Here is an 18,645-nt window from a genome sequence, read left to right on the forward strand (position 1 = left end):
CACATCTACTGTTACAATAGCACGTCCCTGTCTATTCCAATTTCCTCCAGAAAAATTTCATCATGGGAAATCACCAAAAGTGTTCCCTGATAATCTTTAACAGAATCAGTCAGGATCTCCACATTCTGCAGATCAAGATTATTGGTAGGTTCATCGAGAATAATCATATCGGGAGTCCTGTTGCTGATAGAAAGACCACATAAAAGAAGTCTCAGACGCTCTCCACCACTCAGAAAACCGCAGTTTTTATCCCAGGTCTCTTTACCAAATAAAAAGCGGGACAATAAAGTTTTCACTTCAGATTCAGAGACAGCACTATCATTAAAGCCCTGAGCAAATTCATAAACCGTGGAATCATTATTAATTAAGGAATATTCCTGGTCTATATACATACAGTTACAATCTGTTCTGCTGATATTTCCTTCCGAAGGAGTGACATTTCCCATCAAAAGTCTGATCAGTGTTGTTTTTCCGGATCCGTTTGCCCCTTTAATAGAAATACGGTCTCCACTTCGGATGTCAAAGCTAAGATTTTCTTTCCATAGCTTTTCATTGCCGTATTTAAAATTAATATTCTCTGTTGACAGCAAAAGTTTTCCGGAATGCAAAACAGAGTCATTAAAATTCACTTTCATCTGATCAGAATTTCTCAGGGAAGAACGCAATGTTCTGAGATCTCCTGAAATTCCGTTTATTTTTTCAATGTGTACACTTTTCAGTTTTGAAGTATTTTTTTCTGCATTATTCCGAAGAGTATTCATCATAATTCTGGCTACTCCGGATTTTTCCTGTTTTTGTTTGCCTCTCGCATCCAGTTTCTGCTTACGCTCGATGGTTTCCCTTTCTTTTTCCCTGGCTTTCCTCAATGCTCTTTCCTTGGACTGGATATCATTCTGAAGTGCTTCCACCTCCACTTCTTTCTGTTCTTTATAGAAGTCAAAATTTCCGCCATAAGCAGTAATTCCCTGATTACTCAGCTCAAACAGAGCATCCACCAGATTCAGCAATGTCCGGTCGTGGCTTACCATCAACAGGGATGCTGTAGTTTTACCGATCAGATCGTAGACTAATTTTCTACCTTCCAGATCCAGGTGATTGGTCGGCTCATCCATAATAATAATATCAGGCTGATTAATCTGAATTCCGGCCAGAAAAACCCTGGTCTTCTGACCTCCGCTTAATCCGTCTAATGTCTGGTTCAGATTAAAATTCTGAAGCCCCCAGTACCGGAGTGCATTTTGACAGCGTTCTTCAATCTCCCAGTCGTCATTCAAAATTTCAAAGTATTTCTCATCAGCCTCGCCGGCAATAATTTTTTCAAGAGCATAAAGCTTTTGATCTATTTTTAAACATTTTGCAATAGTTAGATGGTTAAAATTCCCGAACATTTGCGGAATATATAACAGATCTCCCTGAATATTTATGTTTCCATCCAGAGGCTGTAGCTCATTGGCAATGATTTTCAGCAAGGTAGATTTTCCCGTGCCGTTGCTTCCCACCAGTGCATATTTAGTGTGGGGTTGTATCGTCAAATTGATATGATTGAATAGCAGATTTCCTCCCGGAAACCCAAAGGACATATGATGAAGTAAAATCATGATTTCTTTCTTAATAAAGGTTAAACACCAGCAACTCGTCCGTTACTGCTTTAATAAATCTGAAAGAAATTATATCCTACATGTCTGTATTTTTGGGTTTTGAAAGAACAAAGATAGTACAAATTCGGGATTAAACACAAAAAGATTTTATTGAAAAATCAAAAATCCGTAACTTTGCCACCTACTAAAAATTTTATGGAAAGTATTAAAGTTCACGACAAAACTTTCGTTCCTTATTTAAAGGATGCCGAAATTCAGGAAATTGTAAAAGAGACAGCATTAAGAATTTATGAAGATTATAAGGATGAAGTTCCTGTTTTCATCGGTGTATTAAATGGGGTTATCATGTTTTTCTCCGATCTTTTAAAATATTATCCGGGTGAATGCGAAATAGCCTTCATTCAAATGAGCTCTTATGTAGGAACTGAATCTACAGGAATCGTTTACCAGAAAATGGAACTGACTAAGGATGTAAAAGACCGTCACATTATTCTTGTAGAAGATATCGTGGATACAGGAAATACAGTGGAAAGTCTTTTCAAATATTTTAAAGAAACACAACGTCCTAAATCTGTAAAACTGGCAAGTTTCTTATTGAAGCCTGAGATTTACAAGAAGGATTTCAAACTGGATTATATCGGGAAAGAAATTCCAAATAAATTCGTACTTGGTTATGGGTTGGATTACGATGAATTAGGAAGAAACCTACCTAATTTATATCAATTAGAAGACGGAAAAATCAACCATTAAAACGGCTATTAGCTTTTAGCTTCTGGCTATTAGCTTTTAAATAAATTTCTAAAAAAAGTAATTATTAACTAAACAAAGCTAAAAGCAAAAAAAAGCAAGTCGCCAAAAGCCAAGAGCCGGAAGCAGAATGCCAATTGCCGGAAGCGAATCAAAATTATGATAAACATTGTTCTGTTCGGCCCTCCAGGAAGTGGAAAAGGAACACAAGCTCAGAATCTAATCGAAAAATTCAACTTAAAGCAGGTTTCAACAGGTGATCTTTTCAGATACAACATGAAAAATGACACTGAACTTGGGAAACTGGCTAAGTCTTATATCGATAAGGGAGAATTGGTTCCGGATCAGGTAACAACAGATATGCTGATCGACGAGATCAGAAAACCAACCGATACCAACGGTTTCATTTTCGACGGGTATCCAAGAACTACTGCCCAGACAGAAGCGTTGGAAAAAATCGTTAAAGAAGAACTGAATGATGAGATTGACATCTGTCTTTCATTAGTGGTAGAAGATAAAATTTTGGTTGAAAGACTTCTGAAAAGAGGTGAAACCAGCGGAAGATCAGATGACAGCAATGTAGAGATCATCGAAAACAGAATTAAAGAATATTATGCTAAAACAGCAGAAGTAGCCGAACTTTATAAGCAGCAGGGAAAATATGTGGAGGTAAACGGTGTTGGAGGAATTGATGAGATTTCTCAAAAACTTTTCGCTGAGGTAGAGAAAATTAAATAAGGATTTAGGATTTAGGGATTAGGATTTAGCATAGTTAAATATTTATTCCCTAACCCCTAAGGCCTAAACCCTAAAAATTATGTCAAACTTTGTAGATTACGTAAAGATTCATTGTAAAAGCGGACACGGAGGAGCAGGTTCTGCGCACCTTCGCCGTGAAAAATATATTCCCAAAGGAGGTCCCGACGGAGGCGACGGAGGTCGCGGAGGTCACATCATCATGAAAGGAAACGGGAATGAATGGACTTTACTTCCTCTCAGATACACGCGTCACGTAAAAGCAGAACGTGGTGAAGGCGGAGGAAAAAATCAGTTAACCGGAGCTTTCGGAGCTGATGTATATATTGAAGTTCCTGTAGGAACGATTGCCAAGAATGAGGAAGGTGAAATTATTGGTGAAATTTTGGAAGACGGACAGGAAATCATCCTGATGCATGGAGGAAAAGGAGGTCTAGGGAATGAACATTTCAAATCTTCAACCAACCAGACTCCGAGATATGCACAGCCCGGTCTTCCGGGTGAGGAAGGATATATTGTTTTCGAGCTTAAAATTTTAGCTGATGTAGGTTTGGTAGGATTCCCGAATGCAGGAAAATCTACCCTTCTCTCTGCGGTTTCTGCAGCAAAACCGAAAATTGCAGATTATGCCTTTACCACCCTTACACCTAACCTTGGTATCGTGGATTACAGAAATTACAAATCTTTTGTAATGGCTGATATTCCAGGAATTATCGAAGGAGCAGCAGAAGGAAAAGGGTTAGGCCACAGGTTTCTGAGACATATTGAAAGAAATTCAATCCTGTTGTTTTTAATTCCGGCAGATTCTGAAGATCATTATCAGGAATTTAAAATCTTAGAAAATGAACTGGTAGAATACAATCCTGAACTTTTAGACAAAGATTTCATCATTTCAGTTTCAAAATCCGATCTTTTGGATGATGAACTGAAAAAAGAAATTGCAGCTGAATTTCCGGAAAACAAACAACCATTGTTTTTCTCAGGGGTTACCGGAGAGGGACTTGTGGAGCTGAAAGATGCTATCTGGAAGCAACTGCATGGATAAAAATTGGCGCTATCCGCCTCAATATACAACCCCGGAATGATCCGGGGTTGCTTTTTTATAGCCACCATCAGCTTTTGGAACAATTATTGAGAGATTTGCTGAAAATTTAAACTATGAAATACATCCTAAGTTTCTGCGCATTTCTATTTTTATGTTCATGTAATTCTCAAAAAGTAAATTCAAAATATACTAAAATTGAGTATGAAGCAACACCATGTTTTGGATTCTGTCCGGTATTCAAAATGACCATTACCCCGGACAGGACGGCTGTTTTTGAAGCTGAACATTTTAATTTTAATGATAAACCTTCTAAAGATGAATTTTCAAAACCCCGTGAAGGAACCTTTAAAGGAACGATTAAAGAATCTGATTACAACAAACTGATCAGCATGCTGGATGGACTGGATGTAAAAAAGCTTCAGGATCAATACGGAGAAAGAAATATTACGGATCTTCCGACATCTTATCTGAGAATTAACTTTGCTGACGGAACCTCAAAAAATATAGAGGATTATGGCAAACGGGGTAGTGAAAAGTTATCTGAAGTTTATCATTTCTTTGAAAACCTCAGAAAAAACCAGCAATGGACTAAGATAAAATAGTTTCATTTTAAAAAAATTTAAATTATTTTTGCCACCATAATTCCTTCATTCGGGAGGAATTTCTTTTTGTAAAAACATTAATCATTTAACTTGAAAAAATAAAATGAAGAAGATTATTTTATCGGCTCTGTTCTTGGCCATATCTACGGTTGTTTCAGCACAGGATTCAACGATAAATTTTGGAGTAAAAGGAGGTTATTCTCTGTCAGATATGAAATTTTACGGGGAGAAAATGGATTCAAAATCTTATTTCTACGCAGGTATTGTAGCTGAACATTCTCTGTCTTCAAAATTCGGTTTACAGGCTGAAGTATTATATACCCAGCTCGGCGGCTCAACTGTATTTGAGGGAGCTCAGCTGATAGGGAATGAAATAGTCAACAAAAATGATATGAAGTTTGAATACAAGCTCAATCAGATTCAGGTTCCTGTTTCTGTAAAATATTATTTTGTACCTGCTTTTTCTGCTTCTGTGGGAATGAATTTCGGATTTAATATTTCATCCAAAACAAAAGCGGATACTACTTTTGGTGAAGTCAGCAGCGATAATGCTGAAGGTATAAAAACACTGAACCTCTTTCCTTTTCTGGGTGCGGAATATAAGATTAATGATAAATTCTTCGTGGATGCCCGATACAATTTCAATTTTTTTGAAGCCAATAAAACGAATGCTGTTCCTACAAAAATCGGCTTCTTACAGGCAGGAGTGGGATACAGGTTCAATTAAGTTAACCATCATCAGAAATACAAATGGTTGCCCGAATCCGGACAACCATTTTTTCATATTCAATATTATCGTTTGATAAACTGTTTGTTAGCCACTCCAGTATCGGTAACAATTCTGATCACATAAGAACCCGCCGGAATATTTTTAACATCCACCTGATTATTCCTGATCTCCGCATTTATTCTTTTACCGGAAATATCATAGATTTCAACTTCCTTAATTTTTCCGGATGCTGAAATATTCAGCATATCTTTAACGGGATTAGGAAATATCCTGACCTCTGTATTCTGGTTACTCCTTTCACCTTTATCAAGGTTTAAGAACATACTTACAGGAGCGTTTGCTTTTGCTATATTCCCTGAAGATCTGCTTACAGCATTGGGGTCACATGTCGTAATTTTAGCAATATACCGGTAAGCTCTTATCAGAGTATTGGGTAAAAGCGTGATGTTGTTTCCTGAATTCATGATGATCCCCTGATCTGCGGTTACCTGATAATTTCCTATCGTTTTAATTTCTTTGGCAACATTATAGGTAAAAAGATTATCGTGAATTTCCGGAGTACTCAGGGTCAGCTGATCCATACACGGAGAATAGGGCGTTACATCATACTGGGATTCCACAGGCTGTGGTAATCCATAACGGGTTCCTCCGGCAGCCAGAGGAACAGCACTCATATTGACCCCCATTGACGGACCATACACATCCGGATTAAGAATTTTACCCAGATAGATATTATTGGACCGGCTTATATAGATATCTCCGTATTTATTTCTCTGAATTCCCAGTTCTTCAAATTGCGGATCAACAGCAGGATGATAAATTTCCATATGCTGAACATTGGAAGGGGTGGAATTAACAAGATCAATCGCGTGGATATTCCGATGCCCCAGGAAGAGGACGGAAGCATTTTTATTAAATTCCGGAACATAGCCCCGTATACCGTCAATTTGCAGTGAATAATCCGGAGTGATCATTCCGGTAGAGGAATTGAATGAATATACTTTATTGGTAAAAGTAGGATTAGGCGTAGCAGTATCATTGAAATAAGAAACGCAAATATAATGCGAATAACTATGATTGTAATTATTAGGAATCTTCGCAGAAGGTTTTATAGAATAATACTTGCTAGAGCCTAAATTTACAGGAAAATTTAAATCACTCACCACCGGGTTTCCATTACTGATCCCCTGATGACTGACTTTATAACTGTACAGTTTTGTTCCGTTCGGGATCAGAACCCAGAAAGACTCATCGAGAACATTGGGAACCACCGTAATGGCTTCAGAAGTAAATGTCTGGCCGGTATTGCTCAGAACCGGAATTGTTTTGGCTCCCTGTACCACATCACCCAATGGTGCACCGTTATATCCGATAGCTCCTAAGGACATATCTACAATCGAATAGCTGATCTTATTTGACATTCCGTTGCTTTCTCCGGTAATGAATACGTAATACTGCATAGAATTTGCAGGATTTTTTACAATGGCGAGCTGCTGTGCCGAATCATTCTGATAAGGAGCAAGCAAAGTACCGTTGGGCATCACCTGATTGTCCCTGTTCCAGATCTTTTCGCCATTCATATAAAAGAGAAGATTTCCTCCGTCGTCACTTACGGCACCACAGGCCTCCAAAGCATACATACTGCTTGTACTTATGCCTACAGGGGTCTGATTATAAAAATTCACGGCGCCCTGGCTTCCAAAATACCAGTTATCATTTTGCCTCTGAGACAAAATGAGTAAAGGTATTGTCATCAATAATGTGATATAAATTTTTTTCATTATAATCATTTATTGAATTATTTAATTTTTTTCTCCAGCGCATCAATCCTTTTCTGCTGCTCAAGGGTATACAACGTCAGTTCTTCAATCTTTTTTAACAAAAGGATGTTCATTTCTTTCAGTTCTATTCCGTTTTTAATGGCATCCTCTGTGGTGGGAACTTCAGGAAGGTGGCCGTTTTCCGTAATAAACTGATCCAGCTCGTTCAGTGGCATCAGCTTGTAATCCTTTTTAAAAACATAATCTGCCCAGCCGTTATCCGGGGCAATATCCACTTTTATTTTTTCCGTTCTGATCCCTTCTTTTACAAAAAGCTTGTATTTTAGTCCGTCTGAAGTAATTCCGTCAGCCGGAAGCGGGCTGATAAACTTTCCGATACCGATAGTCCCGTTGTTCCCGATGATCCAGTTCCCGATATTCAATTCATTTTGAGGAGCTGACATATACGGAATGATGGAATTTCCGATAAAAATATTGTTATTTCCTGAAAGAATCGTATTGGCGTTGGAAAATCCCAAAGCAATATTGTTGCTTCCGGAGGTCATCCCACCAAACGAACTGGCCCCCACGACCGTGTTATTATTTCCTGTCCCGATATACCTCAGGGCGTCTTTTCCAATCCCCACATTATAGTCTCCGGTCAGATATCCTGATCCAATCGCACTGTTACCGATCCCTATGTTTCCTGCTCCTGTCTTAAAGCTTTCCATCGCATTCATTCCCAGCGCAGTATTCATTGAACCACTATTGGTAAGCCGCATACTATTGGCACCTATGGCTACATTCATATCGCCGCTGGTCATAAGAGACATCGCGTTACCTCCGAAAGCGGCATTGGCCCCTCCGGTTGAGTTCATCGTAAAAGTTCCCATTCCGAAAGCTGTATTCAACAGACCTGTAGGATTATCATATCCGCCACCGAAAAACAGATTCCTGTCCCATACCTGACCGGCTGAAGTCACATCAAAAAAGATAAATCTTCCGCCAGGTGTGATTTTCAGCTTATCTGTATTATTGGTTTTAAATACCAGGGACTGATTGTCTGTTGTTCCGATAAAATTAGTTCCGGGAGCCGTTCCTGAATTTCCTGTAAGATTCCACGATTGGGCATGAACTGCCAGACCGCAAACAGCGGCAAGTAAAATGATTGTTTTTTTCATGATTAAATTAGTTTACGCTCAAATATATAGCATAAAAATGAATAATATGATATAAAATAATTAAAATTTATTATAATTTTAAAAATATAATTAAAAACACATTAAATTATAAATGAAAATTCCATTTATGGATAATAAAAAAATAAATGAAAATGAATTGTTTACCCTCGCATAGAACACATGAATTCTTAAAAATATTTAGAGTACCTTTGCAAAATGTAATTCTTTCAGACTGAGAGAATTTTTATTTAAAATTTTAAAATCATTCATTTGAATTTTACAGACTTACAACTTATAGAACCTATTGCTAAAGCAATTCAGGAACAGGGATACACCACTCCTACCCCTATTCAGGAAAGATCTATTCCTGATATATTAGAAGGCAGAGACTTTTTAGGCTGTGCCCAGACGGGAACAGGTAAAACTGCAGCCTTTTCCATTCCTATTTTACAAAATTTATCTAAGAATAAAATTTCTAATAATCATATAAAAGCTTTAATTCTTACTCCAACAAGAGAATTAGCTATTCAAATTGAAGAAAACATCAATGCTTACGGTAAATATCTCCCTCTAAAACAACTCGTTATTTTCGGAGGGGTAAAACAGGGAAATCAGGAGGCTGCATTGAAAAAAGGGGTTGATATTTTAGTAGCAACTCCGGGAAGACTTCTTGACTTTATTGCTCAGGGAATTATCAGCCTGAAAAATCTTGAAATATTTGTTCTTGATGAAGCGGACAGAATGCTTGATATGGGGTTTGTACATGATGTTAAAAGGATTATTAAACTTTTACCTCAAAGAAGACAAACTTTGTTTTTCTCTGCGACGATGCCCGGAGAAATTCAAAAACTGGCTAATTCGATTCTGAACAATCCTGTAAAAGTAGAAGTAACCCCGGTTTCTTCTACAGCAGATACGATCAAGCAGTCGGTTTATTTTGTAGAAAGAGAGAATAAGCTGAATCTGTTGTCTCACATTCTTAAAAATGACATTGCAGATTCTGTACTGGTATTTTCAAGAACAAAACACGGTGCCGATAAGATCGCCAGAAAACTTCAGAAGGACAATATTTCTGCAGAAGCCATTCACGGAAATAAGTCTCAAAATGCGAGACAGAATGCCCTTAACAACTTTAAATCAGGAAAAACAAGAATACTTGTAGCTACAGATATTGCTGCAAGAGGTATTGATATTGATGAATTAAAGTTTGTGATCAATTTTGAACTTTCAGATGTTTCTGAAACTTACGTACACAGAATCGGAAGAACAGGAAGAGCAGGTGCTGAAGGATCATCCATTTCTTTTGTAGACGGGCTGGATCTTCTTAACCTAAAGAATACGGAAAAATTAATCGGAAAGAAAATCCCTGTGGTAAAGGATCATCCGTTCCATACAGATGATCTTGTAGCTCAGAAAAGAGATTCAAATAATAAACCGATGTCTGCAGGAGCAGATAAACAAGGTCCGAGACAACCTTCAAGAGGTCCTAAAAACAATAATAATAAAAAGAAAACCGAAGGATCCGCTCCGGTAGGATTTAAAAAGCCTAAAAACAAGAACTTCACCAGGAAGAAATAAAATACAAAAGCTGTCTCATTGAGGCAGCTTTTTATTTTTTCAGCAAAGAGCAATGTTATAATTGCTTTTATCGGAAAAGTTTCTTCGCATTTTCGGTGGTAATCCTATCTATTTCTGAAAAATCTTTTCCATAAATATTCACCAGCTTTCCTGCTACAAGATCAAGATAAGCGCTCTCATTTCTTTTCCCTCTGTGCGGAACCGGCGCCAGATAGGGAGAATCTGTTTCAAGCACAATTTTATCCAAAGGGACTTCGTGCAGAAACTGATCTATTTTACCGTTTTTAAATGTTACGACACCTCCAATCCCCAAAATAAAATTGAGGTCTATAGCATGCTTTGCCTGTTCCAGATTACCGGAAAAACAATGGAATATCCCTCTCAGTTTAGGATGTTTCTTTTTCTCAAGTACTTCAAAAGTTTCATCAAAACTTTCTCTTGTATGGATCACAATCGGAAGATCTTTTTCTATTGCCCAGTCAATCTGCTGCTCAAAAGCTTTTACCTGAATGTCCAATGTTGTTTTATCCCAATACAAATCAATTCCGATCTCTCCAATTGCCGGAAAATGTCTTTGATCAAGATAAGTTTTAACAAGTTCCAGCTCTTTTTCCCAGGATTCAGGTTTTACATAACACGGATGTAATCCCATCATCGAGAAAATCTGCCCCGGATATTCAGCTTCCAATGTCAGCATTTTTTCATGAGATTCGGAATCTATAGCCGGAAGATAAAACGCTGTAATGTTTTTATCTAAAGCTCGCTGAATAGCTTCTCTTCTGTCTTCATCAAATTCTTCAGCATATAAATGTGTATGTGTATCAATCATTTTGTTATCATTTTAACAGATCTTCATAGGGGTTTTCCAGATTCATCAGCATACCAAATGCAGGTTCTGTTTTTATTCCCCTTTTTTTCAGCTCTATTATTTTTTGTTTAAATTCTTCTCCTTTTTCCTGCAATATTTTATACTCAGCAATCATATGCCTATAAGCATTTTGCTGTATAACCGGTTTATTTTGTCCGAAAATCTCAACCGGAAATTCTTCCAGCATAAAATTCAGTACAATACTTTTTTCTCCTCTTACCACCATTTCTTCAACGTTTATCTCTGCATCAGGCGGAATCAGCTCAGTTGCTGTAATATGATTCAAAAAATTTTCTTTAGCGGCCAGATCAATTTCACAGATAATATCAAGATCACTTCCCTCCACATCAATGTCAATAGGAATGGTTCCCGCTAAAACCGGTGAATAGATACTCAGTTTTTCAAAAACCTTGTATCGGGTAAGGATTTCAAAAGCTCTTTTTTGCTTTCCGCTACCTTCTTTCAAATAATCAAGCTTTGTAAAATCAGTCATTTGAAAATATGTTATGCTTAACCTTTTCCTGCTGATTTTTAATTCTCTGATCCAGCTTTTCTCTGAATTCTATGAATTTAGGATCTTTTTTATCACTTGTTTTATGTTCCAGCGCTTTTATTATTTTGAAATTTTCTTTGATAAAGTCTTTTGTCTCTTCTGAGAAATAAGAATCACCAAATTTTTCAAAAATATAATTAACAGCCTGAGTACTTGGGTGAATCATGTCTTCCTTATAAAAACGATAGTCTCTGAGATCATCCATAAGAACCTCATAAACAGGCAGATAATGACAATTTTCAAACATTGATATAGATTCATGAATGGCGGTGATCAGTTTTGATTTACTCAGCTGATTTTCTACCATTCCGTCCTTGGTATGTCTTACCGGTGAAACGGTAAATAAAATCTGTACCCCTTCCTTGCAAATATCCTTAAGTTCAAGAATAGTATCATAGATGGAATGAGTCAGTTCCTGATGAGAGAGCAGTCTTTTCTGAAAAAATTTCTGAGGAATCTTATGACAGTTGGCTACCAGTTTTTTCTTGGGAAGAAATTCATAAATAAAGGATGTTCCATAGGTGATGATCACCCAGTCTGCTTCCTGAAGAAATGCATTTCCCGCTTCAATAGCAGTATTGATTTTATCTAAAGTCTGATGAATATACCGCGTATCAAAACCGGTATGATGATCCAAAGAGATGTACTCATCATTATATGTGATCAGATCCTCTTCTTCATAAAATGCTGAATCATGAAGAATTTTAATTTCATTACAAATGGAATGAGGATTAAAGATGGTCCCGAAGGGGTTATTCAATGTCTGAAGCTGCCCCTGCTGCAGTAAATCTGTCATTTCAGAAGCAAAACATGAGCCTATTGAAAATATCCGGTCTTCAATCTCAATCTTCTTTTCTGATGTTCTAATATCAACTTCGGTTCTGAATTTCATTGTATAGATGTTAGGCGGCAGGAAATAGGTAGCAGATAAGCTGCTCCTACTCCCTATCATCTGCTTCCTCTATTTAGCTCTCTCTTCTCAATAAATAATTGGCCAGTTCAATAAACGGTTTTTTCTTTTCTTCCGGAATATCAATTTTCTGAAGATAACTTTGTCCGATTTCATTGTGTTTTTCAATTAACCGAAGTGCTTTTTCATCCACTTTTGTTCTTCTGAAGATTTTTTCAACCCCGTAGATTTTATCAACGTTTTCTGTCTTTTTGGAATACCAGTAATCAAGTTCTTTTCTTTCTTCTTCCGTTGCATGCTCTTTGGCCAACAAATAAAGAACAGTCTTCTTATTCTCGTAAATATCTCCTGCGTGTTTTTTTCCAAACTGAGCCTGATCTCCGAATACGTCAAGATAATCATCCATAATCTGGAATGCTATACCGATGTGTTTTCCAAAATTAAAAATCGCTTTAGCATCTTTGAAATCAGCTTTGGCAATTAACGCTCCGATCTCGAATGAAGAAGCACTTAATACTCCGGTTTTATAAGTAATCATTCTGATATAATCATCAAAAGTTACATTTTCCTGGGTTTCGAAATTGATATCATACTGCTGTCCTTCACATAATAAAAGTCCTGTATGGGTAAATATTCTGATACAGGCTTTAAAAATTTCAGGTTCAAGATCTTCAAAAAACTTATACGCTTTAAGCATCAGCCCGTCTCCGGAAAGAATTCCTACGTTAATTCCATGTAAAGTATGAATAGTAGGTTTATTTCTTCTTAAAGGAGCTTCATCCATAATATCGTCATGGATCAGCGTGAAATTATGGAAAAACTCGATCGCTAAAGCCGGCTTTATAGCCTGTTTAAGATCTCCTCCAAACAGATCACATGCCATCAGTACCATAATGGGACGAAGACGCTTTCCGCCATGGGAAATAATGTAATTCATCGGATCATACAGTTCCGTAGGTTTATCTTTAAAAGTATACTTATTGATGGCGTCACCAACGATCTGCTGGTATCTGTCTAAAAATTCCATAAAATCTTATAATTTGAACAAAAATACAATTTTTCGAGGCTTTATAAAACAAAAAACTTTGCCCGGATGGACAAAGTTTGTATGAATATTTTAATTTACAGCTTAAGATAAGAAGGTTACGATAAGATAAGTGATCCCTGCTACAATAGCTGAAATCGGAATCGTCAGTACCCAAGCCCAAAGTAAGCTTACGGTGATTCCCCATCTTACGGCTGAAACTCTCTTTGTTAATCCTACCCCGATGATGGAACCTGTAATTGTATGTGTTGTAGATACCGGAATACCAAAGTGGTCTGTGATAAATAATGTGATTGCTCCCGCAGTCTCTGCACTTACCCCTTCCAGTGAAGTTACTTTTGTAATTTTAGTCCCCATTGTTTTGATGATCTTCCAGCCACCACTCATGGTTCCTAAACCAATTGCTAAGAACGATACCAAAGGAACCCAAAGGTAATGCTGAGCAAAATAATCGAAACGTCCTGCTGCAGGAATATTCAGATAAACCGGATCGTGAAGCATTTCAACGTGGTAGTAAATTAATGCTGCCCCGATGATCCCCATTACTTTCTGAGCATCATTCAGTCCGTGTCCTAAACTGAATAAAGCTGAAGAAGCCAGCTGTAATCTTTTGAAAGACTGATCCGCTTTGTGTGGGTTTGATCTTTTATAAAGGTGAACAATAATTAAAGTGATAATGATGGAGATAATCATCCCTATGATCGGAGCCATGAAAATGAACAGGAAGATAGGAATTACTTTATCAAATTTAACGACACTCTGGTGAGTTACCTGATTGAAAGCTTCCTTAGCGGTCTCCCAGAAACCAAGAGCCGGCTGTGCTGCCGCCACCTCATGATAATCCAGCATAAATGCATGCATCAGTGCTGCTCCCAGAAACCCTCCGATCAATGTATGTGACGATGATGAAGGGATTCCGAACCACCAAGTCAACAGGTTCCAGGCAATGGCTGCCACAAGACCTGAAAAGATCACTTCAAGGGTGATAAAATTCTCATTAACTGTTTTGGCAATTGTATTACCAATTTTGAATTCTCCAATGATATAAGCAGCAATAAAGAATGCTGCAAAGTTCCAAAGTGCCGCCCAAAGTACAGCCTGGAATGGAGTTAAAACTTTTGTAGAAACTATAGTTGCAATTGAGTTGGCTGCATCATGAAAACCATTGATGTAATCGAAGATAAGCGCCAATCCAATAATAACTACAAGTAAAATCGGAAATTCCATTTTTTGCTATGTATTGTTTAGGCGTATTTAATCATGATGTTTTCAATCGTATTGGCAACATCTTCTGCTTTATCAGTTACTACTTCAAGATAGTTTAATACAGATGAAACTTTGATGATATTGATGGCATCGTTTGTTTCAAATAATTCCACCATTGAATTAGACAATAAATCGTCCGCAATATTTTCAATAGAGTTTACTTTGATACAAGCTTCTTTCACCTGCTCCATGTTTTTAAACCCTTTAAGGTTTTTCATGGCATTCTGAATCTCAAGACATGCTTTGTGAATCAGTAAAGAGAAGTCAGAATATGCCTTCATTTCTGGTGATTTGTACAAGAAGATATATTTTGTAGAAGCGTAGATATAATCAGCGATATCATCCAGTCCCGTTGCCAGTGTGTGAATATCTTCACGGTCAAAAGGAGTGATGAAGTTTTTCCCTAATTCTACGAAGATTTCGTGAGTAAGTTCATCATTTTTATGCTCAAAGTCACTCATTTTCTTCAACATAGAATCGTCATTAAGATCGAAATCTTTGATTCCTGCATTGAATTCTTCAGACATTGCAACTAGATTTTCAGTTACTTTTTCAAAAAGTACGAAAAAGATTTTATCCTTTGGTTGAAAAGCGTGGAAAATATTACCAATTCCCATTTTTTAGTATTTATAATTCGTGTGCAAATTTCTTAAAAAAGGATCTTACCTGAAACTATCTAACATTAAGTTTTGTTAACATTACATGAACATCTGATTATCAAATAAAAAAACCGGCAATGATGCCGGTTTTGTATGATCATAATAAGGCTTAGTTTGCCACTTCAGCCCTCATATCTTTTCCTTTGAATTTCATAGACTGAATATTGCTCAGAACATTGTCTTTGAATGATTTTTCTACTTCGAAGAAGGAGAATTTCTCTAAGATCTCAATATCACCGATTTCAGCTCTTTTCTTGCTTTTTCCGCCAGCAGTCGCTTTATTGATAATATCTAAAACATCAAGTTTCTTTAAATGGTCTTTTTTCCCAAGATTAAAGAAGAATCTCACCATGTTTTCATCTTTTCTTCTTGGTTTTCCACCACGATCTCTGTCTCTTCCGCGATCCCTGTCTCTGTCTCTTCCTCTGTCTCTGTCTCTGTCGCGTCCACGATCTCTTCTTGAGTAATCATCATCTCTGCTGCTTAACTTCTGCTCCACAAGATCATGTTTATCTTTGTAATATAAAGCGAGATCTTTCAGCTGGAACTGTAGCAACTGGTGTACCAGTTCTTCTTTGGTAAAATTGCTCAGATCCGGGATTAAACTATCGTCAAATTCGAAAAGATCTTCGTGTTCCGTCAATAATTTTTCGAAAACACCACCTACCTGAGCTTTGATAATCTGATCTCCTGTAGGAATTGTTCTTTCGTTAATTTCAATTTTAGTAGCAGACTTGATTTGTTTCAGCTTTCTGCTTTCCTCAGGCTTGATTAAAGCCATAGAAATACCGTCTTTTCCTGCTCTACCTGTTCTTCCGCTTCTGTGAACGAATACTTCAGGATCATCAGGTAAAGAGAAGTGAATAACGTGAGTCAGAGAGTTCACATCTAATCCTCTTGCTGCAACATCCGTTGCTACAAGGATATCAATATTTTTCAATCTGAATTTCTTCATTACCGTATCTCTCTGCGCCTGAGAAAGGTCTCCGTGAAGGGCATCAGCTGCATAACCGTTCTGCATTAAGAAATCTGCTACTTCCTGAGTTTCCATTCTCGTTCTGCAGAAGATAATGGAATACTGGTTAGGATTTGCATCAATTAATCTTTTTAATGCTTCTTTTTTCTGACGGTACCCTACTACATAATATTCGTGAGTAATGTTCTTTTTCACTTCATTGATAGAACCTACTGAAATACGGTGTGGTTTTGTAAGGTAATTTTTGGAAATTCTTTCCACTTCTTTATTCATCGTAGCTGAGAATAAGAAAGTTTGTTTAGTTTCCGGAGTTTCGCTTAGAATGGTTTCCAATTCATCCTTGAATCCCATAGAAAGCATTTCATCAGCTTCGTCTAATACTAACCAATGAATAGCAGAAAAATCTAATGCTTTTCTGTTGATAAGATCGATTACTCTTCCCGGAGTTCCCACAATGATTTGCGGTTTATCCTTCAAAGATCTCATTTGCTCTACAATACTGCTTCCACCATATACCGCAGTGGTTTTGATGTCTTTCATGTATTTAGAGTAATTCTTTATGTCTTTAGAAATCTGAAGACATAATTCCCGTGTCGGACAAAGCACCAATAATTGGATTTTGCGACTCGTATCGTCAATCATATCCAAAATCGGAAGCGAAAACGCTGCTGTCTTGCCTGTCCCTGTTTGCGCAAGTGCGATCAAATCGCGAATATCTGAAAGAATAAAAGGGATAGTCTGTTTTTGGATTTCTGTTGGGCTTTCGTAACCCAGTTCGCCAATTGCCTTAAGAATATCAGGACTTAAATTGGTTTCCGTAAATAAATTCATTAACTATTTTAAAATTTTTGCAAAGATACAATAATTATTTGATTTGTTTTTGAACAAAGTATTAAATATACAAACTTAAATTCAGAATCCTTTAATATATTTTTAATTTTTTAAAAATTAAATCCAAAAAAATAAGCTTTGGGTTAAAAAGTTGTTAAACATTATTTTTTTTTATTAAATTGGATTGATTTTTTCTGTATTATTTATGAATTTTCAAAAATAAAACCATGAAAAGCAAATTTTTCCTTCTGGCATTCTCTTTTACGGGTCTTGAAATTTTTGCACAAACGTCCAGTTACCCAGCAAATTGGACACTGGATAACTGTATTGAATATGCAAAAGAACATAATATTTCCATCAACTCGTTGAGATTATCTAAAAATTCTGCCGAGCAGGATCTTCTTCAGGCTAAAGATGCAAAATACCCCAGTTTAAACGGAACCGTATCTCAGGGAATTTTTGCCCTCAATGGAGGAAACGGGCTACAGGCTACCGGCGTTCCGTCCCAAAGTATCGGGCTTGGCTCCTCTATGACATTGTATCATGCAGGTTATATAAAAAACAATGAATCTTCAAAAAATCTACTGGTGCAGATGGCCGATTTGTCGGTACTGGAAGCCCAAAATAATATTACCCTAAGTATCACACAGGCTTTTTTAAGCATTCTCATGACACAGGAAAATATTGTATCCCTGGAGGGCGTTCTGAAAACAACCCAGACTCAATTAAAACAAGGAGATCAGTTTTACAGTGCCGGTAATATTTCAAAATTAAATTACCTTCAGATTCAGGCACAGGTAGCACAGGATGAATACAATTTAACATCGGCAAGAAATACGTTACGAACCGATATTGTCAATTTAAAACAATTACTACAACTCCCTTCCGAATATAATTTTCAGATTACACAACCGGATCGTATTGTAGTGGATGATCAGCTAAAGCCCTTACAGGAAGTACAAACATTAGCACAAAACCAACGCCCAGAAGTAAAATACGGAGAACTTAATATAGAAAACTCCAATACCAACCTGAAAATGGCCCAGGCTTCCATACAACCTACCCTAAGCGTAACAGGCAATATTTCCACCAGCTATGCCAATGGAAGCGGAAATTATTTTAACCAGCTGGGAAATAACTTCTATATGCCTGTCGGATTAAGTTTGGGAATTCCTATTTACAATAACAGGATTTATAAAACACAAATTGAAAAATCAAAAATTGCCATTGAACAGGCCAATCTGGATTTACTGAACACCAAAACCGTTCTTAATCAACAGGTGGAGCAATCCTATATCAGTCTTCAAAATGCGGTTTCTCAGTATGATTCCGCCTCAAGGCAACTTGACATTAATAAACAGACGTATGATATTATGAATGCTCAAATGAAAATCGGCAGTATTGATTATGTGCAGCTTCAGCAGCAGAGACTACTCTATATACAATCTATTCAGAATTATCTTCAGGCTAAATATACTGCAGTACTCAACAAACAGATCTACGAATTTTATGCAGGTAACCCTATAAATCTTAAGTAAAC

17 protein-coding genes are annotated in these 18,645 nt (G+C 37.0%); 7 read left to right on the forward strand and 10 right to left on the reverse strand.

The window, feature by feature from the left end:
* Positions 1-11: 11 nt before the first annotated feature.
* On the reverse strand, positions 12-1,598 hold the full coding sequence (locus JO178_RS19085) for an ABC-F family ATP-binding cassette domain-containing protein (protein ID WP_291939243.1): 1,587 nt from the start codon (positions 1,596-1,598) through the stop codon (positions 12-14).
* Positions 1,599-1,793: 195 nt separating this feature from the next.
* Here JO178_RS19085 and JO178_RS19090 point away from each other — a divergent pair, with 195 nt between their 5' ends.
* The 5 genes from JO178_RS19090 to JO178_RS19110 all read left to right on the forward strand — a co-directional run bounded on the left by JO178_RS19090 (position 1,794) and on the right by JO178_RS19110 (position 5,475).
* Positions 1,794-2,348 carry a phosphoribosyltransferase family protein gene (locus tag JO178_RS19090; protein WP_291939331.1) on the forward strand — a complete coding sequence of 185 codons (555 nt, stop codon included), beginning with the start codon at positions 1,794-1,796 and terminating at the stop codon, positions 2,346-2,348.
* 156 nt (positions 2,349-2,504) lie between these two features.
* Entirely contained in the window at positions 2,505-3,083 is a 579-nt protein-coding gene (locus tag JO178_RS19095) for an adenylate kinase (RefSeq protein WP_291939246.1), read from the forward strand.
* Positions 3,084-3,162: 79 nt separating this feature from the next.
* Positions 3,163-4,146, forward strand: a complete 984-nt coding sequence (gene obgE / locus JO178_RS19100; protein ID WP_291939249.1) for a GTPase ObgE — start codon at positions 3,163-3,165, stop codon at positions 4,144-4,146.
* Positions 4,147-4,259: 113 nt separating this feature from the next.
* Entirely contained in the window at positions 4,260-4,748 is a 489-nt protein-coding gene (locus tag JO178_RS19105; protein ID WP_291939251.1) for a DUF6438 domain-containing protein, read from the forward strand.
* Positions 4,749-4,851: 103 nt separating this feature from the next.
* Positions 4,852-5,475: a porin family protein gene (locus JO178_RS19110; protein ID WP_291939255.1), complete on the forward strand. Its 624-nt coding sequence runs from the start codon at positions 4,852-4,854 to the stop codon at positions 5,473-5,475.
* A 65-nt stretch (positions 5,476-5,540) separates the two neighbouring features.
* Here the strand turns inward: JO178_RS19110 and JO178_RS19115 are convergent, their stop codons facing one another.
* Positions 5,541-7,259, reverse strand: coding sequence for a T9SS type A sorting domain-containing protein (locus JO178_RS19115; RefSeq protein WP_291939259.1), 1,719 nt, complete (start codon positions 7,257-7,259; stop codon positions 5,541-5,543).
* 17 nt (positions 7,260-7,276) lie between these two features.
* A complete protein-coding gene (locus tag JO178_RS19120; protein ID WP_291939262.1) occupies positions 7,277-8,419 on the reverse strand; it encodes a hypothetical protein in 1,143 nt (380 codons plus the stop codon).
* A gap of 270 nt (positions 8,420-8,689) precedes the next feature.
* Here JO178_RS19120 and JO178_RS19125 point away from each other — a divergent pair, with 270 nt between their 5' ends.
* Positions 8,690-9,997: a DEAD/DEAH box helicase gene (locus tag JO178_RS19125; protein ID WP_291939265.1), complete on the forward strand. Its 1,308-nt coding sequence runs from the start codon at positions 8,690-8,692 to the stop codon at positions 9,995-9,997.
* A 67-nt stretch (positions 9,998-10,064) separates the two neighbouring features.
* On the opposite strand, the gene JO178_RS19130 is transcribed toward JO178_RS19125, so the two are convergent.
* The 7 genes from JO178_RS19130 to JO178_RS19160 all read right to left on the reverse strand — a co-directional run bounded on the left by JO178_RS19130 (position 10,065) and on the right by JO178_RS19160 (position 17,105).
* Positions 10,065-10,826, reverse strand: a complete 762-nt coding sequence (locus tag JO178_RS19130) for a TatD family hydrolase (RefSeq protein WP_291939269.1) — start codon at positions 10,824-10,826, stop codon at positions 10,065-10,067.
* Between the two features lie 7 nt (positions 10,827-10,833).
* Positions 10,834-11,358 (reverse strand): DUF4269 domain-containing protein, encoded by a 525-nt coding sequence (locus tag JO178_RS19135; RefSeq protein ID WP_291939271.1) that lies wholly within the window; start codon positions 11,356-11,358, stop codon positions 10,834-10,836.
* A complete protein-coding gene (locus JO178_RS19140; protein ID WP_291939274.1) occupies positions 11,351-12,310 on the reverse strand; it encodes a GSCFA domain-containing protein in 960 nt (319 codons plus the stop codon). Before JO178_RS19140 ends, JO178_RS19135 begins: the two co-directional genes overlap by 8 nt.
* Before the next feature lie 73 nt (positions 12,311-12,383).
* Positions 12,384-13,355: a polyprenyl synthetase family protein gene (locus JO178_RS19145; protein WP_291939277.1), complete on the reverse strand. Its 972-nt coding sequence runs from the start codon at positions 13,353-13,355 to the stop codon at positions 12,384-12,386.
* A gap of 102 nt (positions 13,356-13,457) precedes the next feature.
* Positions 13,458-14,600, reverse strand: a complete 1,143-nt coding sequence (locus tag JO178_RS19150; RefSeq protein ID WP_291939280.1) for an inorganic phosphate transporter — start codon at positions 14,598-14,600, stop codon at positions 13,458-13,460.
* Positions 14,601-14,617: 17 nt separating this feature from the next.
* Positions 14,618-15,256 (reverse strand): DUF47 family protein, encoded by a 639-nt coding sequence (locus tag JO178_RS19155; RefSeq protein WP_072884742.1) that lies wholly within the window; start codon positions 15,254-15,256, stop codon positions 14,618-14,620.
* Between the two features lie 151 nt (positions 15,257-15,407).
* Positions 15,408-17,105 (reverse strand): DEAD/DEAH box helicase, encoded by a 1,698-nt coding sequence (locus JO178_RS19160; protein ID WP_291939290.1) that lies wholly within the window; start codon positions 17,103-17,105, stop codon positions 15,408-15,410.
* Positions 17,106-17,332: 227 nt separating this feature from the next.
* Between JO178_RS19160 and JO178_RS19165 the strand changes: the two genes are divergently transcribed.
* On the forward strand, positions 17,333-18,643 hold the full coding sequence (locus tag JO178_RS19165; protein WP_291939292.1) for a TolC family protein: 1,311 nt from the start codon (positions 17,333-17,335) through the stop codon (positions 18,641-18,643).
* The last annotated feature ends 2 nt before the right edge of the window (positions 18,644-18,645 follow it).

This window comes from Chryseobacterium sp. (genome assembly GCF_019236175.1).
Lineage (GTDB): Bacteria > Bacteroidota > Bacteroidia > Flavobacteriales > Weeksellaceae > Chryseobacterium.